General features: G+C 62.0%; 14 protein-coding genes and 1 tRNA gene. 5 read left to right on the forward strand and 10 right to left on the reverse strand.

Going from position 1 to position 14724, the window contains the following annotated elements; all coding sequences use genetic code 11:
- Nucleotide 1 precedes the first annotated feature (1 nt).
- From J4862_RS02495 to J4862_RS02510, 4 genes are all read left to right on the forward strand, one after another.
- Entirely contained in the window at nt 2-769 is a 768-nt protein-coding gene (locus J4862_RS02495; RefSeq protein ID WP_249107438.1) for a DUF5683 domain-containing protein, read from the forward strand.
- Between the two features lie 11 nt (nt 770-780).
- The gene (locus tag J4862_RS02500) at nt 781-2226 is read left to right on the forward strand and encodes a lytic transglycosylase domain-containing protein (RefSeq protein ID WP_211789168.1); all 1446 of its coding nucleotides are present in this window, start codon (nt 781-783) and stop codon (nt 2224-2226) included.
- Nucleotides 2227-2261: 35 nt separating this feature from the next.
- Nucleotides 2262-3170 carry a sugar phosphate nucleotidyltransferase gene (locus J4862_RS02505; protein WP_211789169.1) on the forward strand — a complete coding sequence of 303 codons (909 nt, stop codon included), beginning with the start codon at nt 2262-2264 and terminating at the stop codon, nt 3168-3170.
- An 81-nt stretch (nt 3171-3251) separates the two neighbouring features.
- Nucleotides 3252-4052 (forward strand): DUF5020 family protein, encoded by an 801-nt coding sequence (locus J4862_RS02510; RefSeq protein ID WP_249107439.1) that lies wholly within the window; start codon nt 3252-3254, stop codon nt 4050-4052.
- A 107-nt stretch (nt 4053-4159) separates the two neighbouring features.
- Here J4862_RS02510 and J4862_RS02515 read toward each other — a convergent pair whose 3' ends face one another.
- The 10 genes from J4862_RS02515 to pyrH all read right to left on the reverse strand — a co-directional run bounded on the left by J4862_RS02515 (nt 4160) and on the right by pyrH (nt 13617).
- Entirely contained in the window at nt 4160-6718 is a 2559-nt protein-coding gene (locus J4862_RS02515) for a TonB-dependent receptor (RefSeq protein WP_211789170.1), read from the reverse strand.
- 380 nt (nt 6719-7098) lie between these two features.
- Nucleotides 7099-7170, reverse strand: a tRNA-Arg gene (locus tag J4862_RS02520).
- A 413-nt stretch (nt 7171-7583) separates the two neighbouring features.
- The gene (locus tag J4862_RS02525; RefSeq protein ID WP_211789171.1) at nt 7584-8249 is read right to left on the reverse strand and encodes a porin family protein; all 666 of its coding nucleotides are present in this window, start codon (nt 8247-8249) and stop codon (nt 7584-7586) included.
- 12 nt (nt 8250-8261) lie between these two features.
- Nucleotides 8262-9782: a LysM peptidoglycan-binding domain-containing protein gene (locus tag J4862_RS02530; protein ID WP_211789172.1), complete on the reverse strand. Its 1521-nt coding sequence runs from the start codon at nt 9780-9782 to the stop codon at nt 8262-8264.
- 48 nt (nt 9783-9830) lie between these two features.
- Complete coding sequence (locus J4862_RS02535) at nt 9831-10022, reverse strand: hypothetical protein (protein WP_211789173.1); 192 nt, start codon at nt 10020-10022, stop codon at nt 9831-9833.
- A 119-nt stretch (nt 10023-10141) separates the two neighbouring features.
- Nucleotides 10142-10306, reverse strand: coding sequence for a hypothetical protein (locus J4862_RS02540; protein WP_211789174.1), 165 nt, complete (start codon nt 10304-10306; stop codon nt 10142-10144).
- A 15-nt stretch (nt 10307-10321) separates the two neighbouring features.
- Nucleotides 10322-11230 carry a M48 family metallopeptidase gene (locus J4862_RS02545; RefSeq protein WP_211789175.1) on the reverse strand — a complete coding sequence of 303 codons (909 nt, stop codon included), beginning with the start codon at nt 11228-11230 and terminating at the stop codon, nt 10322-10324.
- Between the two features lie 102 nt (nt 11231-11332).
- Nucleotides 11333-12277 carry a ribosome small subunit-dependent GTPase A gene (gene rsgA / locus J4862_RS02550; RefSeq protein ID WP_211789176.1) on the reverse strand — a complete coding sequence of 315 codons (945 nt, stop codon included), beginning with the start codon at nt 12275-12277 and terminating at the stop codon, nt 11333-11335.
- Between the two features lie 15 nt (nt 12278-12292).
- Nucleotides 12293-12814, reverse strand: coding sequence for a ribosome recycling factor (gene frr / locus J4862_RS02555; protein WP_371742408.1), 522 nt, complete (start codon nt 12812-12814; stop codon nt 12293-12295).
- 92 nt (nt 12815-12906) lie between these two features.
- The gene (gene pyrH, locus J4862_RS02560; protein ID WP_211789178.1) at nt 12907-13617 is read right to left on the reverse strand and encodes a UMP kinase; all 711 of its coding nucleotides are present in this window, start codon (nt 13615-13617) and stop codon (nt 12907-12909) included.
- Nucleotides 13618-14131: 514 nt separating this feature from the next.
- Here pyrH and J4862_RS02565 point away from each other — a divergent pair.
- The gene (locus tag J4862_RS02565; RefSeq protein ID WP_211789179.1) at nt 14132-14722 is read left to right on the forward strand and encodes a hypothetical protein; all 591 of its coding nucleotides are present in this window, start codon (nt 14132-14134) and stop codon (nt 14720-14722) included.
- Nucleotides 14723-14724: the final 2 nt, after the last annotated feature.

A 14724-nucleotide genomic window follows, 5' to 3' on the forward strand; every position in this document is an offset into this window, starting at 1 on the left:
TATGACCGCCTCCAGCTATCGTCCCTTGCTCCTCCTCGGCCTTGCCCTCCTCCTCGGTGCGGCCTCTGCCCGAGCTGCAGCTCCCGACAGCCTCCTCACGCTGCGTAGCTATCCCTCCCTAGTGAGTGCGGGGCTCGAGGGCCTTCCGCGCTATGTCGGGGACGAAGCACCGCGCCGCGGACTCGTCGCACGCTACGATAGCCTCGCGCGTGTCCCCGAGGCACCACAGCAGGTGCAGCTCTCGCCCCAGGCGACGGCGATAGCTCCGCTTTGGCAGCCCAATTCGACCAAGGCGCTCCTCTGGGCGCTCCTCCCTGGGGGCGGACAGATCTATAATCGCAAGTACTGGAAGCTCCCCATCGTCTGGGGCGCACTCACGGCCTGCTACTACGCCATCAGCTGGAACAACCGCCAGTACCGCGACTACCATGAGGCCTATCGCGACATCATGAGTGCCGACCCCGCGACCAATACCGCTTGGCTGGCCTTCGCCCCCGCGGGCGCCAAGGCCGAGGACTACGCGCAGTACAGCTCGCTCCGCTCGACGCTCAAGCGCGGCAACGACTACTACCGTCGCTACCGCGACCTCAGCATCGTCGCCACGGTGCTGGTCTATGGCCTCTCGCTCCTCGACGCCTATGTCGATGCCGAGCTCTACACCTTCGACATCTCTCCCGACCTATCGCTGCGCCTCAGCCCAGAGATAGCCGTGCCTGCGCTACCCCGACCCGCACTACAGCTGGGGGTCAACTGTAGCCTTACCTTTTAATGACTCCCTCTATGAAGAGCCTCCTCAGGATATCCCTTCTCTCGCTTCTCCTCACGCTCTCGCCCTCCCTCTGGGCACAGCGCGACAGCATCCGTCAGCAGGGATCTCCGCTCTCGCTCTCCCTATCCTCAGCACTGCTCGATCCCATCACGCTCCCCGCTTCGCTAGACCGCGACGTAGAGAGCCTGCTGGAGCAGTGGTATAGCGGCTATGGGCGCAAGGGTACCGCGCGTACCAGTCCCGCCCTCCCCGCCTCCGTCTCCGTCCCTTACACTGCCGACAGTACCTACATCAGGATGCTGAACCGCATACCCTCGGTGATGCGCTTCAGCTACAATCCCCTCGTGCGTGAGGCCATCGAGCTCTACCTCTACCGTCGCCGCGGCCTGCTGAGCTCCATGCTCGCCCTCTCGGATCTCTACTTCCCCGATATAGAGATAGCGCTCGACAAGCATAGTCTGCCTATGGAGCTACGCTATCTGGTCATCGTCGAGTCGGCGCTCAATCCCAAGGCCATCTCCCCCGCTGGGGCCGCTGGCCTCTGGCAGCTGATGCTCCCCACGGGCCGCGCCTATGGGCTCAACATCAATAGCCTCGTGGATGAGCGCATGGATCCCATCCGCAGCACGGAGGCCGCGAGCCGCTTCCTCAAGGACCTCTACAAGATCTACGGCGACTGGTGGCTGGTGCTGGCGGCCTATAACTGCGGCCCGGGCAACGTCAATCGTGCCATCAAGCGCTCCGGGCTCCTCAAGCCGAACTTCTGGGACATCTACCGCTTCCTCCCTGGGGAGACGCGTCGCTACATCCCGCTCTTCATCGGGGCTTACTTCGCCATGCACTACTCGCGCCACTACGGCATCCTGCCGCGCGAGCTGGGGCGTCCGCTGGCTACCGACTACTACGTGACGCCGCACCGCGTGACCTTCGACCGCATCGCCGAGCTTACAGGGCTGGATCGGGAGACGATCTCCACCTTCAACCCCCAATACCGTAGCGGCATCATCCCAGGGAATAACGCCTCGGTACGCCTACCCCTGACAGCCATCCTCAAGCTCGATAGTCTCGGCGAGGCTGTGGTCTCCCCCGAGCTGCGTGTCAACCTCGAGGGGCCTGACCAGCAGGCCTCCGCACGTCGGAAGCAGAGCCCGAGCGAGGAGACGAGCGAGGAGGAGGCAGAGGCCGAGACCAGCTCCAGCCGCTCCCGCACTCGCTCTAAGGCTGAGCCAGCCACCACGAGCCGCCAGCATAAGGTCAGCTCGGGCGAGACGCTCTCCAGTATCGCCCATCGCCACGGACTCACCGTCGAGGAGCTCAAGAAGGCCAATAGACTTCGCTCCGACAAGCTCAGCGTAGGTCAGAGCCTATCTATCCCTGGCAAGCACAGTGCCAAGGCGGCGCAGAAGCACACGTCCTCTAAGGGCAAGGCCACGAAGAGCCGCAGGCGCCGCCGCTAATGCGTCATCACTAACTCCTAAACACTATAAGTACAATGAAACAACCTACACTCGTTGTCCTCGCTGCAGGTATGGGTAGCCGCTACGGCGGTCTCAAGCAGCTCGATGGTCTAGGCCCCTCGGGCGAGACCATTATGGACTACTCCATCTACGACGCTATCCGTGCTGGCTTCGGCAAGGTCGTCTTCGTCATCCGCCACCTCTTCGAGGAGGAGTTCCGCACGAAGATCGTCTCCAAGTACGAGCACAAGATCCCCGTCGAGATCGTCTTCCAGGACCTGGACAAGCTGCCTGAGGGCTTCACTGTCCCTGAGGGGCGTGAGAAGCCCTGGGGTACCAACCACGCCGTCATGATGGCTGAGGAGGTCGTCAAGGAGCCCTTCGCGGTGATCAACGCCGATGACTTCTACGGTCGTCATGGCTTCGCTGCGCTGGCGGACAAGCTCCGTAGCCTCTCCGACAGCGAGGGTAAGTACTGCATGGTTGGCTATCGTGTGGGCAATACCCTCAGCGAGAGCGGTACAGTAGCGCGTGGCGTCTGCCAGGTCGACGCCAAGGGCTTCCTGACGGAGGTCGTAGAGCGCACGGCCATCGCTCGCGGGGAGGATGGACGCATCTTCTTCGAGGACGAGCAAGGTCAGAAGCAGTACCTCGAGGAGAACACGCCCGTGTCGATGAACATGTGGGGCTTCACTCCCGACTACTTCCGCCACTCCAATGAGCTCTTCCGCCACTTCCTCCAGGCGCTGGACACGAACCCTAAGTTCGAGTACTTCATCCCGCTGCCCGTCAACCTCCTCGTAGCTCAGGGCAAGATCTCGGTCGAGGTGCTGGATACGCCCGACCAGTGGTTCGGCGTGACCTACGCTGCTGACCGCCCCGAGGTCGTAGCCAAGATCCAGGCACTGGTCGACGCCGGTGAGTACCCCACCAAGCTCTTCTAGGCGCTAGCGTCTCCCTCATGACAGGCGAGCGCAGTCGGTAGCTCCCGCTACTGGCTGCGCTCGTGTCTATAGCTCCTCAGCATGATGATGTCTCGCTTCCGCCAGTCCCAGCACGGCCGAGGCCTTCTCCTCGTCGCTCGCCCACTCCTTGGCCTCCTCTTCGTCTCGGCAGCCCCGCTCCTCAAGGCGCAGAATATCCAGCTGCACTACGACCTCGGCCGCGCCCTCTACCCGACGGTGCAGCGCGAGCGTCCTATGATGACGGCTACCGTCGAGCAGCAGAGCCTCGACCGCTTCGGCGATACCTTCTACTTCGTGGACATGTCCTGGCGTGATCAGGGTGCGGTGAATGCCAACTGGAAGTTCATGCGCAACCTCCGCTTCTGGCGCGCGCCCTTCGCCCTGCACCTCCGCTATGATGGGGGCCTCCGCTTCAGAGACTACGCCCCGAGCACGGAGCGGACCAAGCCCGCCTTCTCCCTCAACGATGCCTTCATGCTCGGCGGGAGCTACACCTACCTCAGTCCTACACGCCGCACGATGCTCCAGCTCATCCCGCTCTACAAGTATATTAAGGGGGCAGAGCAGCCGCACAACTTCGAGCTCTGTGGTGTCTGGCGCTTCGCCTCGGCCTCGGAGCTCTTCACGGCGACGGGCTTCTTCAGCTGGTGGCGTCAGGAGCTGAAGGCACCAGGCTGGGGAAGCACGACCTTCAAGTTCATGTCCCAGCCGCAGCTGTGGTGCAATCTGAACCGTATCAAGGGCGTCGCACCCGACTTCAACCTCAGCGTAGGCACGGAGCTGCGCGTGTCCAAGAACGTCGATGCCCCTCAGTGGATCGTAGCCCCGACGCTTGGGCTCAAGTGGAGCTTCGGCCGCTAGACACACTCCTCACAGTATAAGGGCAGCGCCCCCAGCATCTCGATCGGATGCTGGGGGCGCTGCTGTATGAGGGGCGCTCGCTCTCTGCTCCCTGCTGTGGCACCTCGCTAGAGGTCGAAGGTCGCCGAGAGGTAGAGGCGTCGTGGACGCGTGGGGCCGTAGATGTAGGCCGAGGCGCGGCCAGGTCCCTTGTCGGTATCCTGCTGGTAGGAGTTCAGGAAGTTCTGTATACCAGCGTCCAGCGTGAGCTTGACCAGTGAGGTGAGGTCTAGCGCGTAGCTGATGCGCAGGTCGAGATCAAGGAAGGGCTTGGTCGTGGTGAGCTGTGCGAAGCCTGGGGCCAGGCCGCGGTGCTGCGTGCCTGCTGCGTCGGTGTAGTCGAAGGCTCCACGGCTGTCGGGCTTAGCCGCGCTGGCGATCCCATCGAAGCCCTCGTAGGTCTCGTGGGGTACCTTCATCGAGCCCGTGTAGGTGCCCGAGAGGGTGAAGCTCAGCGGCCGGCTGGGGCGCAGCGTAGCGGCGAAGTAGCCGTACACATTGGGTGTACGCTCGTAGTCGCGCGTGGTGATGGTCGCCTGCGTGGGCGTCTCGTCGCTGGGCTCGAAGAGCGTCTTCTCCGCCCCATAGCGGCTGCGCTGGAGCGTCAGTCCTGCCTGCAGGTCGAGGAGACGGCGGTACGCCAGGCGTCCCTCGAGGTTGATCCCGTAGACCTGGCTGGGGCTGCCCGCGGCGTTGACGATGGTGATGACCTTCTTCCCCGTCTTGGGGTCGAGGACGCCATCCTCGTTGTCGGCGGTGAACTTATTCTTGATGAAGGTGGCGAAGCCCTCTCCCATGAGGTTGAGCTGCCAGCTACCGAAGGCGGTATACCAGTCGGCCGAGGCGCTGAGGCTACGGCTGCGCTCCTCGCGGAGGTCCTTGCCGAGGACGCGCTCCTTGGGCTCACCACCAGCGAGCGTCACGTGCATCTCCTCGTCGAAGAACTGCGGGGCGCGGAAGCCCTCGCTATAGGAGAGGCGTAGGCCGAGGTCCTTGGTGGGTGCGAAGCGTACGTTGGCACGCGGACTGAGGATGAGGAGCGGGTCGATGCTCTTCTTGCCCCCCTGCGTCAGATGCACGTAGTCGAGGCGGCCACCGAGGAGGAAGCTCCAGCGGTCGAGGCTGTACTCGAGCTGGTCATACTGGCTCCAGGTCCAGGTCTTCTGGTCGATACCCTGAGCGCGGTAGCCGCTCTTATCGTTGAGCAGCGAGTAGCTGACCTCAGCCCCAGCCGTGAGTGTCCAGGGGCGGTCGAAGTGGTGGATGTAGGTGCCGCCTGCCTGGAAGTCGAAGCCCTTGGTCTGGCCGTAGGAGGTCAGCGCCTTGAAGGCGGCATCGTAGGCCTCCTGATAGGCCGACTCCTCGGCGCTACCCTGAGCGCCACGAGGCAGCTCGCGTAGAGGCTTGAGCAGCTGTTCGGCATAGTCACCCCCGCCGTAGTAGCTCTTGCGCAGCACCTGCTGGCCCGATCCGTAGAGGCTGAAGCTATCCTTGCCCTCGGCCGTATTCTGGTCGAAGCGCAGGCTAGCGCCGTTAATGAAGTGCTGGAGATACTCGGCGATGCGCGCCTGGAAGGGAGCTTCGTCGAGGCGGTCACCGCCGCGGCGATACTCGTGCATGGAGCGCCATTCGGCCGTGAGCTTGCTGTAGATACCCGTCTTGTAGTAGGCACGCAGACCGAGGGCGCGCTGCTTGAGCTCGGGGATGTCGGTGAACTGATCCCCGTCGACGTCGACGAAGCCACGGCGGGCGTGCTGCCCGAAGACCATGACGGCAGCGCGTCTATCTTCACTGACGAGGCTCGCATTGTAGCTCGTCACAGGCATGGGCGTGGTATAGCGATGGTCCGACTGCTCGTAGCTGGTGATGCTCTGCTTGAGCGTGGCGGTGCTACGCAGAGGCTCGCGGGTGATGACGTTGATGACGCCTCCCACGGCATTCGCCCCGAAGAGCGCCGAGCCTCCTCCACGGATGACCTCCACGCGCTCGATCATCGAGGCGGGGATCTGCTCGAGGCCATAGACGCCTGCTAGGGCGCTGAAGACGGGACGGCTATCGATGAGGATCTGCGAGTAGGCGCCCTCGAGACCGTTGATACGCACTTGGTTGAAGCCGCAGTTCTGGCAGTTGTCCTCGATGCGCAGCCCGGGCTGGAAGCGCAGTCCCTGACTGAGGTTCTCGGAGTTGGTCTTGGTGAAGAGCTCCTGCGAGAGCACGGTCACGAGGCTGGGGGCATTACGCCGCATCGTCTCGTGTCGATTGGCCGAGACGACGACGCCATCGAGGTCTATGCTCTGCGCCTTGAGGTAGAGGTCGAGGTGGCGGCTCTGGCCTGCGGTGACGGAGAGGCGTACCTGCTCGGAGGCGTAGCCGACGAGTCGTGCCTGGAGGGAGTAGGTGCCAGGCTTGAGCTTGGTCAGTGAGAAGGCTCCATTGGCATCGGTCGTAGTGCCGAGCGTAGTACCCGTGATGAATACCTGGACGAAGGGAAGGGCCTCGTGTGTCGAAGCGTCTACGACGGTGCCCACGATACTTCCTGTCGTCGCTGTCTGCTGCGCGCTGCCGCTCCAGCTGACTCCGAGGAGGAGTAGGGCGGCCAGCAGCACCTGCTGCATCAGCTTGTTCATTGCGTTTCGCTTGGTTTTATGCCCCTATGCTCCTAGGGCATGGGGGCGGTTAGTAATAATGAAGGAATGATGCTCCCGATGGGCGCTGAGCGAGGGCACACCAGCGGGGGACCGCGGCGTAGCTTGGGCTGTCAGGGCTAGGCACTCGTGGATGGGATGGGGGAGTAGTTAGCTCGGCCAGGGGCAAGCGGTAGCTTCGGTCAGTGCAAAGGTAGGCCAAAGCCTATAGCCGCGCTCTATCTGGCGATAAAATACCTATTCTTGGGGATGGCCCTCGGCTGGGGGAGAGGGAGGCTCGGATTAGGCTTTGAGACTAAGTCTATTAAGGAGCGAAGCCCACTCAGGTTGCTGCTGCAGGCCTGAGTGGGCTTTGTCGTGCGTACCCCCGAGCAGAATCGAACTGCTATCTAAAATTTAGGAAATTCTTGTTCTATCCGTTGAACTACGAGGGCCCGGTGCTCGCCTTGGACGGAGGACTCCTTTGTGGGAGGCTTGCTGACGAGTTAGCGCAAAGATAATGAAATTTAGCTAGAGCCCTCGTGGACAGCTCGCGTAGCGGCTTCGTTGGGCGAAGCGTGCGGCGACTAGCCCGCTTGTGATGCCAGATGTCTAGGCTAAGGCGGGGATGGTGGATTGGCTTGTCTTGGGAGTGGCTAAGCCGCCCTCGAGACGACTTAGCCTAAGGCCTAGAGCGCTTCGGCAAGAGGGGGACAGAAAAGGCTAAGCGGAGGGCGAGCGAGAGGACAGCCTAAACGAAGCGGCGCGAGGGATATCAGTCAGGGGGGTGACTGGTATCCCTCGCGCGGCTCATGGACGTCCCTCAGTTCACTGACTGATATCCCTCGGGAGCCCTCTGCCCTAGGGGTTAGAGCTGGATGACGTAGCTGAGGCGTGCGCCGAAGCGCAGCTCGGAGGACTGGGGATAGGGCGAGGTGCGTGCACTCGACCATATATTGCCGAGCCCGTAGACGAGGCGTCCCTCCAGCTCGATGCGGTGACGGCCGCCGAGCTGCAGGCTAAGGCCTGGGCCACCGCCCAGCCCCCAGAAGAAGCGGTTGGCGACGGGCAGCGCATGGCGCACCTTATCCTGATCACTCATCGCATCCTCTCCCGAGCTCGTGGAGGCCTCGGAGAGGATGTAGCCGACGAAGGGACCCGCGTTGAGGTAGAACTTAGCGCTCCCTTGCCCCAGATAGAGGTGCGTCAGCAGCGGCACCTCGAGCGCGTTCAGCGTACGGCTGTAGCTGGTCGTAGCGGCATCGTACTTCTCCCGCCAGCCGCCTTGGACATAGTTGGCCTCGAGCTGCAGGGAGGCACCACGCTCTACATTGTAGCGGAGCAGGACACCGCCCATCAGTCCTGAGTGCAGCCGCTGGCTGACGCTGGGGACGAAGTTGATGCGGCTCATCAGCATCCCACCATGGACACCGACGGCGAGTGACTGGTGAAAGGGGGGCTTGGCCTCCTGGGTGCTGGCCGTCGTAGCGGCGAGCCCTAGGACGAGGAGGCTGTAGCATAGGGTACGTATCATCTCTGGGCGGAGCTAGATAGCATCACGCTGGATGGTGCCCGAGGACTTGTAGGTGACCAGGTAACAGCGGGTGTTGGTATAGACGCTGCGGCGTACGCCATCCTGCTCGTCGGTGAAGGTCACCTTGGGGTAGATATCCAGTTGCAGCCCGTCCGAGGGTAGGGAGTTGAGGTGCTTGACGAAGCCTTGCCCGTAGAGTGAGTAGGCGCGGATGAAGTAGCGGGCTAGGTCGTAGCCAAGGACGCTGTACTTGGGGTAGGTGTTGTCGATCTTGTGGCTGAACCAGTGATTGTACTGCGTGAGGAAGTCGCGCGACTCGCTGGTCGTCGGGTCGAAGAAGAAGCTCGAGTAGATCGTCGCATTGTAGCGGCTAAGGCTACGCTGGAAGCCGCCCCCGAAGGACTGCCACTGTGGGTAGCCGAAGAGGGTAAGGTTCGCCGAGCTCTGGCGCTCAAGGTAGCTGATGGTAGCCTGCGCGAGGTTGCGATCCGCTGAGACGGGTACGAGGACGGCCGTCGTGCCTAGGGTCGGGCTCTGCCCGCCGAGCTCGATGGAGCGGTGGGGGAGGCCAGCGCTGCGTAGGGCCTTGCGCAGCTCCTGGGCGAAGAGGTCCTCGCTGTCGCTGCTGCGCTTGACGAAGACGACTTCACGTCCCTTGTAGCGATGTAGGAAGCTCGGGATGACGCGGTCGATCAGGTACTCGGGGTGTGCGTTGACGAGGACGGCCGAGTTCCCCGCCCCGAGCTCCAGCCCGTCGACGCGGCTGAAGGGGACGACATAGTAGCGGTAGCCGCCCGCGCGTGCTAGGGCACCGATCTGCTGCTCATTGACCCCGCCGAAGACGAGATCCATATCCCGCAGCTTGCCCTGCGCGATGTGCCCCGAGAGCGCGTCGTCTGTCGGCGTGTCGAGCGTGGTCAGCTGGATGCTGACGCCCGTCTTCTTGAGCTCGTACATGCCGAGGAGGAAGCCCTCGTAGAACTCTACGTAGCGGCGTCCCTTCGTGAGCGGTAGCAGCAGCGCCACGCGTACCTGCGCCTTGGCCACCTGGTTGGAGGCGATCTCTACGCTCTGAGGCTCAGGGGCAGGGCTGGCCGTGGCGGACTGCTCGGCCTCGGGGCTGGGGATGACGAGCTCCATGCCTACCTTGACATTGGAGGAGGTGACGCCGGGATTGGCACGCAGGAGCTGCTCCAGCTCGATGCCATAGTTCTTACTGATGCGGTAGAGCGTCTCGCCAGCGGCTACGATATGCTTGCGGCTCTCGGCCTTGGGGTTGGTGCTGCTGTGGCTCGTCGCCTCGCTTGGGATCAGGAGCTTGTCCCCGACCTTGATCTGGGTACGTGCCCAGGGATTCAGCTCGTAGATCTTCTCTATGGGGACATTGTAGCGTCGGGAGATGCTGTAGACGGTCTCCTCGCGTACGACCTCATGCTCGCGGATGCGCTTGCTCTGTGCTAGGACGGGGATGCTGATGAGGAGGGCTAGGGTGAGGGCTAGGACGCGGCGCGTCCGCCTAGAGTATGGGCTCATAGCTGTGGGCTGTGCTGATTAGTCGCTGCTCGAGTCGTGGTGCTGCTGCTAGCGGCGTGGCTCTGGGCGCTTACTATTCTTGCTGATGAAGAAGAGAATAAAGACGAGGTTGAGGATGGCAAAGCCGCCCCCGACGAGGACGATCATGCGCTGAGCCTCCGAGAGGAAGGCTAGGGAGACGAGGCACCCGACGGCGACGAGGATGATCAGGATGAGGACGATTTGCTTCAGCAGTTTCATAGGGCTGTGTGGCTAGGGGAAGAGGGTGGGGTGGCTGTGGGTCGGCGACGCCTCGCTCGGGTGACCTAGGCGGCCTGAGTAATAGAAGCTCAGCTGGCCGAGTAAGTTGGGCTCGGCAGCTAAGGTACGATGGCGCTGCGGCTCGGCGCGAGCTCGCCCTGCCGCAGAGTAGCCTTGCCGCGGGGCGAGGTCGTCTCTAGAGCAGGGCGAGGGGTCGATCCCAGAGCCTCGAGGCTATAGGCCAGGGGGAGGCTAAGCTGGGGGCGCAGCGAGGCAGAGGCCATCGTCGGCTAGGCGAACTAGCGCTTGAGTAGACGGTTGAGGTCCGAGACGCGTACGCCCTGCTGTTGGGTAGAGCGCGTCGTCGTGGGGCTCGTGCTGGGAGTGGCCTTGCCCGTGTAGTACTTCAGCGCCGTGGGGAGGTACTCGTTGATGGCGCGGATGCGGTTCTCGTCGCTGGGGTGCGTGCTCATCAGTTCGCTGACCTGCTGGCCGCCCTTGCTAGAGGACATCTTCTGCCAGAAGTTCACGGCGTAGCGTGGATCGTAGCCTGCGATAGCCATGAGGACGAGTCCCATCTTGTCGGCCTCATACTCCTGTTTGCGACCGAAGGGGAGCATCACACCGACCTGAGCACCGATGCCGTAGGTCTGATTGATGAGTGCGCCGAGGGTCGCCGAGCGTGATCCTACTGCAGCGCCGAGGATCTGGCCGCCTGCCTGCAGGAGCATCTGATTGCTGATGCGCTCGTTGGCATGCTTGGCCAGCGCGTGGCTGAGCTCGTGCCCCATGACGGCTGCGAGCTCGTCATCCGCGTGGGCGCCGTTACCTACGAGATTCAGCAGACCGGTGTAGACGACGATCTTGCCGCCAGGCATACAGAAGGCGTTGACCTGCTTGCTATCGACGACGTTGAACTCCCAGCTAAGTGTGGAGAGCATGTCGGTATAGCCGTTCTCCTTGAGATAGGAGTTCGTGGCCGCGGCGAGGCGACGGCCTACCTGGCTGACACGCGCGTTGTAGCTGCTGTTCCTGCTGAGCTGAGCCTGGCTGATGAACTGGCGGTACTGCGTCGCGCTCATCGATAGGATCTCGCCGTCGGATACGAGGCTGAACTGGTTGCGCCCCGTGATGGGCACGGTGCTGCAGGCTGTGAAGAGGAAGAGGGCCGCTGCTGCAGCGCATCCTCTAGATAGGATATTCATCATTCGTACTAATGCTACTGATTGCTTAGGCTGGGCTGTGGGGGCTAGGCTGAGGCCGCAGCCCAGGGGCTTAGGACGTCGTGCCTGAGGCCTCCCGGCCTTACCTTACTTATACTCGGGGCGGTACTTGCCACCTTCTTTGTCCTCGAGGATACCGAGGTAACTGGTGTATCGGGAGGGCGCGATGCGTCCCTCCTCTAGTGCTGATAGAACGGCGCAACCAGGCTCGTGCGTATGCGAGCAGTTGCCGAAGCGGCAGTGTGCGCTCTCTGCGAAGATCTCGGGGAAGTAATGCGAGACCTCTGCCTCCTCCATCTCCAGCATGCCGAAGCCCTTGATCCCCGGCGTGTCGATGAGGTAGCCTCCGCCAGCCGAGGGCAGGGGGATCATCTGCGAGAAGGTCGTGGTATGCATCCCCTTGAAGTGCGCCATAGAGATCTGCCCCGTGCGCAGCTCCGCGCCAGGGATGAGCCTATTGATGAGCGTGCTCTTGCCGACGCCTGAGTGACCGCTGAAGAGGGTTATCTTGCCCTCCAGCCTGCCTAGGAGCTCGTCGACGCCCTCACCTGTGGTGGCAGATACTGCGTGGCAGGGGTAGCCGATGCCGCTGTAGAGCTCGATGAGCTCCTGCATGTACTCCAGCGCCTCGGGGGTATAGAGGTCGACCTTGTTGAAGATCAGCTCCGTCGGTACCCGATAGGCCTCCGCCGTCGCGAGGAAGCGGTCGATGAAGGTCGTGCTGGTCTCGGGGGCAGCGATGGTGCAGACGAGGAAGGAGGCGTCGAGATTCGCCGCTAGGATGTGCGACTCCTTGGAGAGATTGGCCGAGCGACGGATAATGTAGTTGCGTCGCGGCAGGATGTCGCGGATGTAGTGCACCTCGTCCTGCTCGTTGAGCTCGAGCTGGACGAGATCCCCCACTACGATGGGGTTGGTGCTGCGGAAGCCTCTAAGGCGTAGGTTGCCCTTGGCAAGGCAAAGATATTCCTTGCCGTCCTCGGCCCGTACGCCGTAGTGGCTCCCGGTATTCTTGATGACTAGTCCCGTCACACTACAGGGCCTAGATTAGACGGTCATGATTTCCTTCTCCTTGGCGGCGAAGAGCTCGTCGATCTTCTTGATATAGCGATCATGAATCTTCTGCACCTCGGCCTCGGCGTCCTTAGCTACGTCCTCGGGGGTGTTGTCCGCCTTGATGCTCTTCTTGATGGCATCGTTGGTGTCGCGGCGCGCATTGCGTACGGCTACCTTGGCAGCCTCGGCGTCGGCCTTGACCTGCTTGACCAGCTCGCGACGGCGATCCTCGGTGAGGGGCGGGATGCCCAGGCGGATCAGCTCGCCATTGTTCTCAGGCGTGATACCCAGGGGCGAGTTGATGATGGCGCGCTCGATATCGCGGATGATATTCTTCTCCCAGGGGGTGATGACGATACTCTTGGCGTCGGGTACGGTCACGGTACCTACCTGCGTCAGGGGTACGAGGCTGCCATAGTACTCGACCATGATGCCGTCGAGGATCTTGACATTGGCCTTACCAGCACGCACACGTGCCAGCGCCTCCTCGAGGTGCTCTACCGTCTTCTCCATCTGGGCGCCAGCCTGCGCCGTTAGATTCTTCAGTTCGCTCATTGATATGCTTTATAGATTTATGCTTGTCCTTATATATAATGTATCTGTCCCTAGAAGCCCACGTAGGTGCCGATGGACTCGCCGCGCAGCACCTTCAGTAGGTTGCCCGGGGTATCCATATCGAAGACGATGATGGGGAGCTTGTTCTCCATGCACATCGTCGTAGCCGTGAGGTCCATGATCTTCAGCCCGCGCTGATAGATCTCATCGTAGGTGATGCGGTCGTACTTGGTCGCCGTGGGGTCCTTCTCCGGGTCTGCCGTGTAGATCCCATCCACGCGGGTACCCTTGAGCATGACGTCGGCCTTGAGCTCGATGCCGCGCAGCGAGCTACCTGTATCGGTGGTGAAGTAGGGATTGCCCGTACCGCCCGAGAGGATGACGACCTCGCCACGCTCCAGCGCCTCCAGGACGCGGGGCTGTGCGTAGTACTCCCCGATAGGCTCCATGCGTATGGCGGTGAAGACGCGGTTCTTGACGCCGAGAGCTGTCAGTGCAGAGCCTAGGGCGAGGCTATTGATGACCGTGGCGAGCATCCCCATCTGGTCGCCCTGCACGCGATCGAAGCCCTGGGCTGCACCGCTCAGTCCGCGGAAGATGTTGCCCCCGCCGATGACGATCGCTATCTGAATGCCCTGCTCCGAGGCCGCCTTGATGTCGCGGGCGTAGTCGCCCAGGCGATCCGTGTCGATACCATACTGCTTGGCGCCCATCAGAGACTCTCCGCTGAGCTTGAGCAGCACACGCTTGAATGTATTCATACCTTGAGTATATGCTGATTATATATACAAAGTAACGACTTTTCTGCCACACTCCAAGGAGTGCACACCCACTGCGGCGGGCTGTCGTAGGGGGCTGCGGGGCTTGGACGAAGGGCTTGTCTCGGCCCTGCTCGCTTGCCTTGGGTGCAGCTTGCGTGAGGCCTTAGCTTCCTCCGCAAGGGGCTCCACAGGCTGAGGCTTAGGCCGCGCCGCACTGAGGGATATCAGTCAGCACCCCCGAGGGATATCAGTCAGGGCACTCATGGACGTCCCTCAGCCTCGTGAGGGATATCCCTCAGGTCCACCGAGCCTTGCCCTCGAGCGCTCTTGCGAGGCAAGGGGGGCTGGCCTGGAGGACCCTTGGGAGCTACTTGAGACGGGGACTGTGTGGGGCTAATTTGACGACTTCGGCGAGGGGGTGTTTTGAAGTGAAAAAATCTTTACCTTTGTCCAAGACGCAGGGAGCACAGCCTCCTGACGATACTACTGCAGACAAACGAACGTAATTCAGGATATGGATGCAAAGATTCAAGAACTGACCGAGAAGATCTACAACGAAGGGGTAGAGCGAGGACAGACGGAAGCACAGCGACTCATCGCTGAGGCCGAGACCAAAGCCAAGACCATCGAAGCCGACGCACAGGCACGTGCCGCAGCACTCATCGCAGATGCTGAGCGCCGAGCCAAGGAACTCAAGGAGAACACACAGTCCGAGCTGCGCCTCTACAGCGCCCAGCTCGTCGACAGCCTCCGCAGCAGCATCGCTGACCAGATCCAGGGCCAGGTGGCAGAGCAGAATACCAAGGCACTAGCTGTAGATCCCCAGTTCATCCAGGGCCTCGTGGCTCGTATCGTCGAGGGCTTCGACCTCAACCGCGGCGTAGAGATCGCCACGGCTGACGCCGAGGCACTGCGTAGCTACTTCGCGTCCAACGCCAAGCAGCTCCTCGAGCAAGGGGTCAGCATCCGCTCTGTCGCGGGCAAGCCCACAGACTTCACGATCTCCCCTAAGGATGGCAGCTTCAAGATCCAGTTCGGAGAGGCTGAGTTCGCCGAGCTCTTCAAGAGCTTCCTACGTCCCGAGCTGAGCAAGATGCTCTTCTAAGG

This window comes from Porphyromonas sp. oral taxon 275, assembly GCF_018127745.1.
Lineage (GTDB): Bacteria > Bacteroidota > Bacteroidia > Bacteroidales > Porphyromonadaceae > Porphyromonas.

What these genes read in the sequence shown, in the direction of transcription:
- J4862_RS02510 (WP_249107439.1), top strand. Translation starts at nt 3,252, where the DNA reads ATGATGATGTCTCGCTTCCGCCAGTCCCAGCACGGCCGAGGCCTTCTC.
- J4862_RS02565 (WP_211789179.1), top strand. Translation starts at nt 14,132, where the DNA reads ATGGATGCAAAGATTCAAGAACTGACCGAGAAGATCTACAACGAAGGG.
- frr (WP_371742408.1), bottom strand. Translation starts at nt 12,814, where the DNA reads ATGGAGAAGACGGTAGAGCACCTCGAGGAGGCGCTGGCACGTGTGCGT.
- J4862_RS02495 (WP_249107438.1), top strand. Translation starts at nt 2, where the DNA reads ATGACCGCCTCCAGCTATCGTCCCTTGCTCCTCCTCGGCCTTGCCCTC.
- J4862_RS02535 (WP_211789173.1), bottom strand. Translation starts at nt 10,022, where the DNA reads ATGAAACTGCTGAAGCAAATCGTCCTCATCCTGATCATCCTCGTCGCC.
- J4862_RS02525 (WP_211789171.1), bottom strand. Translation starts at nt 8,249, where the DNA reads ATGATACGTACCCTATGCTACAGCCTCCTCGTCCTAGGGCTCGCCGCT.
- pyrH (WP_211789178.1), bottom strand. Translation starts at nt 13,617, where the DNA reads ATGAATACATTCAAGCGTGTGCTGCTCAAGCTCAGCGGAGAGTCTCTG.
- J4862_RS02545 (WP_211789175.1), bottom strand. Translation starts at nt 11,230, where the DNA reads ATGATGAATATCCTATCTAGAGGATGCGCTGCAGCAGCGGCCCTCTTC.
- J4862_RS02515 (WP_211789170.1), bottom strand. Translation starts at nt 6,718, where the DNA reads ATGAACAAGCTGATGCAGCAGGTGCTGCTGGCCGCCCTACTCCTCCTC.
- J4862_RS02540 (WP_211789174.1), bottom strand. Translation starts at nt 10,306, where the DNA reads ATGGCCTCTGCCTCGCTGCGCCCCCAGCTTAGCCTCCCCCTGGCCTAT.
- J4862_RS02530 (WP_211789172.1), bottom strand. Translation starts at nt 9,782, where the DNA reads ATGAGCCCATACTCTAGGCGGACGCGCCGCGTCCTAGCCCTCACCCTA.
- J4862_RS02505 (WP_211789169.1), top strand. Translation starts at nt 2,262, where the DNA reads ATGAAACAACCTACACTCGTTGTCCTCGCTGCAGGTATGGGTAGCCGC.
- J4862_RS02500 (WP_211789168.1), top strand. Translation starts at nt 781, where the DNA reads ATGAAGAGCCTCCTCAGGATATCCCTTCTCTCGCTTCTCCTCACGCTC.